Source organism: Moorena sp. SIO3B2 (genome assembly GCF_010692525.1).
GTDB classification, from domain to species: Bacteria; Cyanobacteriota; Cyanobacteriia; order Cyanobacteriales; family Coleofasciculaceae; genus Moorena; species Moorena producens.
Window position 1 is genome coordinate 2,822 of record NZ_JAAHHE010000247.1, and the last position, 6,340, is coordinate 9,161.

Annotated in this window: 4 protein-coding genes; 2 read left to right on the top strand and 2 right to left on the bottom strand. The window is 47.3% G+C overall.

Annotated elements, in window-relative coordinates; translation table 11 throughout:
- Positions 1-252 (bottom strand): hypothetical protein (locus F6K38_RS29715; protein WP_287251699.1); only part of this gene is annotated, 252 nt, incomplete at its 3' end.
- Positions 253-558: 306 nt separating this feature from the next.
- On the opposite strand from F6K38_RS29715, the gene F6K38_RS29720 reads away from it, so the two are divergent.
- On the top strand, positions 559-720 hold the full coding sequence (locus tag F6K38_RS29720) for a hypothetical protein (protein ID WP_154659656.1): 162 nt from the start codon (positions 559-561) through the stop codon (positions 718-720).
- Between the two features lie 103 nt (positions 721-823).
- Here F6K38_RS29720 and F6K38_RS29725 read toward each other — a convergent pair whose 3' ends face one another.
- Positions 824-4,588, bottom strand: coding sequence for a two-partner secretion domain-containing protein (locus F6K38_RS29725; RefSeq protein ID WP_008178767.1), 3,765 nt, complete (start codon positions 4,586-4,588; stop codon positions 824-826).
- A gap of 243 nt (positions 4,589-4,831) precedes the next feature.
- Between F6K38_RS29725 and F6K38_RS29730 the strand changes: the two genes are divergently transcribed.
- Positions 4,832-6,316 (top strand): zinc ribbon domain-containing protein, encoded by a 1,485-nt coding sequence (locus F6K38_RS29730; protein WP_229414271.1) that lies wholly within the window; start codon positions 4,832-4,834, stop codon positions 6,314-6,316.
- Positions 6,317-6,340 lie beyond the last annotated feature (24 nt).

The following is a 6,340-nucleotide window of genomic DNA, read 5'->3' on the forward strand; positions in this document are numbered from 1 at the left end:
AATGTGGGAAATGTGGGAAATGTGGGAAATGTGGGAAGTGTGGGGAGGGTCGGGAGATAGCGAGATAGCGAGATAGCGAGATGGGGAAAGGGTGCATCTCATATTTGTAAAAAAGATCGGGAGTGTGGGGCGGGGGCGCGGGGCGGGGGCGCGGGGAGTGTGAGGAGTGTGGGAATTTTCTCCCGAATTTTTGCCTAATTGCAAAAGCGATGCAGTGGCCTCACGGGGGTTTCCCCCAAGACCGCTCTGCATCGCTGCTCCCTACTCCCTAGTCCCTGTTCCCTGCTTCCTATTCCATTTGCTCTATAACTAAACTAGTTATGTCATCAAAATATTTAAAAAGAATAGAAAATTATAGAGGTCTGGGTTTTATGATTTATTTGTAAATTATGTAGACTACGGTTGCTGGATAAAATGACATTGGTGACCGAAAATTAAGGATAATTTTCACTTTATTCTGGTAAATCTATGCTTTGAGTATCACAGGCTGATGTATGCGATCGCATTCGTTTTATGATTCTAATGTATGCGATCGCATTCGTTTTATGATTCTAATGTATGCCTTCCCGTAGTGGCTCTGTTCGCGTAGCGTGGCCTTTGGCCTTAAGAGCATCGCGTTTGTTGATGGTAAGCCTTCAGCGGTCAGCCGTCAGCCGTCAGCCTTTAGGTGATAGCTGTTCGCGTTCGCGGAGCGTGGCCAAAGGCCAAGCGTGCGCGTAGCGCATATGCTGATAACTGAATGCTGATAGCTGAATGCTGATAGCTGACGGCTGATAGCTGACGGCTGATAGCTGACGGCTGATAGCTGACAGTCCTATTATGCTTACCTAAGATTATGACAGTTGATGGTCCTATTCAATACTGGTTTGAGCTCAGGACCAGTGGGATAAGGCACCAACTCCACAATTCCATCCTGATTAATGATCCATCCTTGAGCTTCAATAATTGGTGGCTTTTTCGCTGTCACTTGAGGTTCCTGATTGGGTTTTTTCCCCCGATTGCGAGCAGCCCGATACAATTGACGCCTGGTTGCTGAGAAATCTCGCCAATCTATCCAAATGGTTTCACCTTTGAGGGGGTCAGTGGGGTCAGTGGGTAAGCCCCCTCGTCCAAGCAGAGCAAATCCATTCTGCTCATCATCGGTGCTACAGCCTGTGGCAATGAGTAGACCGGTATCGATGATAGTTGCTGGTAATGGGATTAATCCCAGGTTTTGAGTTGGGTCTGGGTTGCTAATGTTGATTTGACCATCAATACCAAATTCAGAACTGGCAGTAATCTGGCTATCTGGAGACAGAAACAGACCTTGAGTAGTGATTTGAATATTACCGCCAGGACCAAATATGGCGTTGGCTGCGATGTTACTATTTTCTACAACCACTACAAAATCACTATTAATCTTAATATCACCGCCACCACCATTACTGTCATTAACGCTGGTACTAATGGCGCTTTGGTTTGAAAGGAACAGTAAGTCACTAGTAAGTTTAATATCACCACCGCCGCTAAGCTCAGAAGTGGCAGTGATTTGCCCTCGATTACTGGTGATTTGATTAGCGGAAATATCAATATTGCCTCCTCCCGCCGAGAAATTGGATGCGGTAATACCACCACCATTGGGAGTGTCCGCTCCGCTGTTAGAAAGCTCGATCGAGTTTGCCACAATCTCAATATCCCCAGCTTGGCCTTGCCCTGGTGCTAGGAGGTTATTGCTTTGGAAGTTACTGACACTGATCGTTGCTCCATCTCGGATACTTAACTGATCAGTGAAGACCTCTAATTTACCGCCATTACCACTACCTGCGATCGCATTCGCCAATAATCCGCTGGCACCTAGGTCTGATCTCCCAATCAGTTCTATCTCCTGTGCCTGAACTCTCAAGGTTCCCCCATCCCCTTCGCCTCTGGTAATGGTTGCCACTTGAGCCCCATCCACCAAGCGCAACCGTTCGGTTTCAAGGGTCAGCTCACCCCCTGTACCTATGGCCTCTAATTCCACATTGGCAAATATAGCGCTAGCAAAATTCGTGGCGGTACCAATTAATTCGACGTCTGTTGCGTTTACCTCTATAGAACCAGCATCCCCTTCACCAAAGGTAGTCGCTGCAATCTGAGCCCCATCACTCAGCCGCAAGCGTTCGGTGTCAATGGTCAATTTACCCCCATTCCCGATGGCTTCTCGTCGGACTTCTGTAAATAAGCCACTGGCTAATTCCTGTGGTGAGGTACCAATTAATTCGATGTCTGTTGCGTTTACCTCTATAGAACCGGCATTTCCTTTACCAAAGGTATTAGCTTCAATCTGAGCGCCATCACTGAGCCGCAAGCTCTCGGTGTTAATAGTCAATTTGCCCCCATTCCCGATGGCTTCTCGTCGCACGTCTGTAAATAAGCCACTGGGTAATCCCTGTGGTGAGGTACCACTCAATTGCAAATCGATTGCCTTTACGGTTAAAGAACCTGCATCCCCTTCACCACGGGTAATTGCTGAGATCTGGGCTCCATCAACCAGTCCCAAGCGCTCGGTGTTAATGGTCAATTTACCCCCATTCCCGATCGCGTCTGGTTCCACATTGGCTAACAGAGCGGTGGGTAATCCTTCGGTTGACGTACCACTCAATTGCAGATCGATTGCCTGTACGGTTAAAGAACCGGCATCCCCTTCACCAAAGGTATTAGCTGCAATCTGAGCCCCATCAGTTAGCCGCAAGCGTTCGGTGTTAATGGTCAATTGGCCCCCATTACCAATGGCTCCTGCTCTGACGTCTGTAAATAAGCCACTGGCTAATCCCTGTGGTGAGGTACCACTCAATTGCAAATCGATTGCCTTTACGGTTAAAGAACCTGCATCCCCTTCACCACGGGTAATTGCTGCGATCTGACCCCCATCAGTCAGCTGCAAACCCTCAGTTTCAATGGTCAAGTCGCCCCCATTCCCGATCGCGTCTGGTTCCACATTGGCAAACAAGCCACTAGGTAATCCCTCTGATGAGGTACCAATTAGTTCCATCTCAGTGACTTGCGCCCTCAAAGCACCTGCATCCCCTTTACCAAAGGTAGTAGCTGAAATTTGAGCCCCATCAGTAACTCGCAAGCGTTCCGTGTCAATGAGCAAATTGCCCCCATTCCCTGTAGCTCCTAGTTCCACATTTGCCGACAAGGTACTGGGGAAGATGCCAAAAGCTGTACCAATCAGTTCTACCTCCTTGGCCTGAACTAGCAAATCTCCTCCATCTCCAGAGCCAAAGGTACTAGCTGAGATCTGAGCCCCATCAGTAACTCGCAAGCGTTCCGTGTCAATGAGCAAATTGCCCCCATTCCCGGTAGCCCCTGGTGCTACTGGCACAAACAAACCACTGGGACCGAAGTTCGAGCCAGCAATCACCTCTACCTCAGCAGCGGTGATCGTCAAGGTGCCAGCATTCCCGGAGCTAAAGGTGCCACTGGAGATCTGAGCGCCATCAGCAACCCGCAAGCGTTCCGTGTCAATGAATAAATTACCCCCATTCCCTGTAGCCCCTGGTGCTACATCACTAGATAAACGGCTGAAAAAGAAATTATTTACAACGGTACCGATAACTTGCAATGCCTCCGTCGCCTTTACCGTCAAACTTCCCCCAGCCCCACTGCCCAGGGTATCGGCTAAGATGGCTGACCCCTGACTAAGGGTCACCCGCCGACCCTGCACCTGGATTTCACCCCCGCCATTACCACTGGTACTCACCGACGCCCCTTGGGACAAGGTAATATCCTGAAATTGTCCTACATCTTCATAGCTTAATGTCCAACCTGAGTTAGTTGGGGTTAGCGTTACCATCCCTTCTCCCTGGACGCTGCCCAGTTCAATCCGTCCTCCTGCTGTGGTGAGATTTCCTCCTGCAACCGCCACATCACCCCCCACCAAGGCTAAGGTTTTACCTGGCTGTACTTCCAGCCCCACTGGTCGATTGTCTCTGATTACTGCAAATGTAGCGGGATTAATACTCAGATTGTTCCCAGGCCCGTTGATCACAATTCTGCCTGGATTGGCTTGGGAGCCATACTGTAAACCAGTAGGAATATTAATGGTTAACAGGGGAGGCTCCTGGGGATTGGTAGCACTAAATTCACTGCCATCGGCAAATTTAATGCTGTTGGCGGTAGAGCCGATAAACGAGCCACCAATATCTAGGGAAGCCTCCGAACCAAACACAATCCCATTGGGATTGATTAAAAACAGGTTAGCCCTACCGTTAGCCCGAATTAAGCCATCAATCTTAGAGATGGAGCCACCAGTGACCCGGCTAATAATACTGTCAATAGTCAGGGAATTGTTGAAAAAGGCTGTATTCCCAGTCAGAACGGAAAACTGCTCGAAGCTATGGAAGAGATTACCTCCTGCAGTGGTACCACCGGTAATCTCAATGATATTGCCATTAGGAGTAACAATGGAATTGTTCGGTAGAGTATTATCTGGAACAATTTGAGCTGAGCAGAGCAAGGGCATCTGAGCCACTAGGTAACAGGCAATGGGCAAGGTCAGGAGTTGGTTTAAGGGTTTATTGTGATGCGACTTAGGTGGCAATTTACAAAAATCTGTGGTGACCATGGGGCTTTTCTAGAGACTGAAGCATGTCGTGGGCAAGAACTATCCTCTAGAATTCCCAAACCTCTAGACCAAGTAACGCTTATGACTAGAAAAGGGGAAATTTTTGGCTCTACCGTACTTGTTATAGCGCGTAGCGCTATACCTGTTTACTATCTGCTACGACCCTTGAACAGACCACCAATGCCTTGCCATTAAACCCCCAAAAAGCGGTACAAAATGGGATTTTTTGGGGTATAATGGACAATGATTACAACAAGCTCGAATATGTCTAAGGGGAAGAAAAAATCAGGCACAGTCAAAAAGCTCTCAACTCAGGTAGTTCCAGTAATTGGGATGTCAATGGTAGTTGAAGCTGAGCTTGTTGCCATGATGCAACGCTTAGGCATCGTTCGTTCTGAATCCTACAACAAGCTTGGCAGCGTTAGCCATTGGGGACTCGACTGGCGGAAAGCCTACCCAGAGGTTAGGTCTTTGAGAACTCCAGAATCTTTAGGTCTACCATCTAAACTAATGGAATGGACAGTTAGCGATGTCGGTAAAGCCATTAGTGCCCAACAAGCTGCTTGTATTGAAGCATTAGGAAAAATCCTGCATAAGCGATTTCCAGGTAAAGAAAATAAAAAACGTCGAAATCAATGCTATAAACAGCTATCAAGTCCCAGTTTTCTAGACGATCCATTTTTGCCTCGAATTGTTAGGAAGCAGTTTCAGCGGGGTCATTCAAGGATAAAAAATCAAATAGTCTATCAACAAAACGGTTACTCCTGCCAACGGATTTCTCGCCACACTTACCAGTTAGAACTGGCTGGGTTACGTCGAGGTAAACGCCATCGAATTCTGGTAAGATATAATCGAAAAATAACAGGACAGATCCGACTAATTTACAATCTTCATTTGCAGCGCTTTGAAATCCATTTTTTGGTTGATCATGGAACTATCAATAATCCGACTGAATGTCGTTGTGTTGGTGTAGATAAGGGTTACACAGAAGTATTTTATGATTCAGATGGTCGTGCACACGGTCTTGGCTTAGGTAAACTAGCGACCAATAAATCTGACAGAATTGTTAAGAAAAACCGAAATCGTGGCCAGTTATGGGCACTGCATAGAAAATTAGAGAAAATCGACCCAGCTAAGTCGGCTCGTATACTAGAAAATAATCTGAGCCGGAAAACAGAGAATCGTCGCTTAAGAAAAGACCAAGCAGTAATTTTTGTAATAGGCGCTGCTTCTAAATCTCTTTTTAGGGGAGAATCGTTAAAAGTTTTTGCGGAGGATTTGACCCAAGCAATCAAAGGTTTTCGTCAATCATTAGCGATGTCCCGCAGGTTAAATACTTGGATGAAGGGAGCAATCCGGGACTCTTTACAGAAATGGGCTAACTGGACTGGTTCAGTAGTTTCAGAAATTCAACCGAGCTACACGTCGCAAATTGACTCCGTAACTGGCACCCTGTTAGGGGTCAGGAAAGGGGACAGTTTTACCAGGTTTAATGGGGTCGTGTTGCAGGCTGACTATAATGCTGCGAAGAATATCCTGGCTCGCGGTACAGACCAGGAAATCTCCCGGTTTATGACCAGGGTTGAAGTTCAAGCAGTATTGTTGCGCCGTACCGCGCGTTTCTTGAAAGGTATGGACTTGAGTCTTATTGACGCGGTTGAGCTAGGGTGGCTTGACTCTAAGCATAGTAAAACTCAAGCTTTTAAGGAACTCCTCACCGGGATGTGAGGAACGTCTAGATAGATGGGTGGG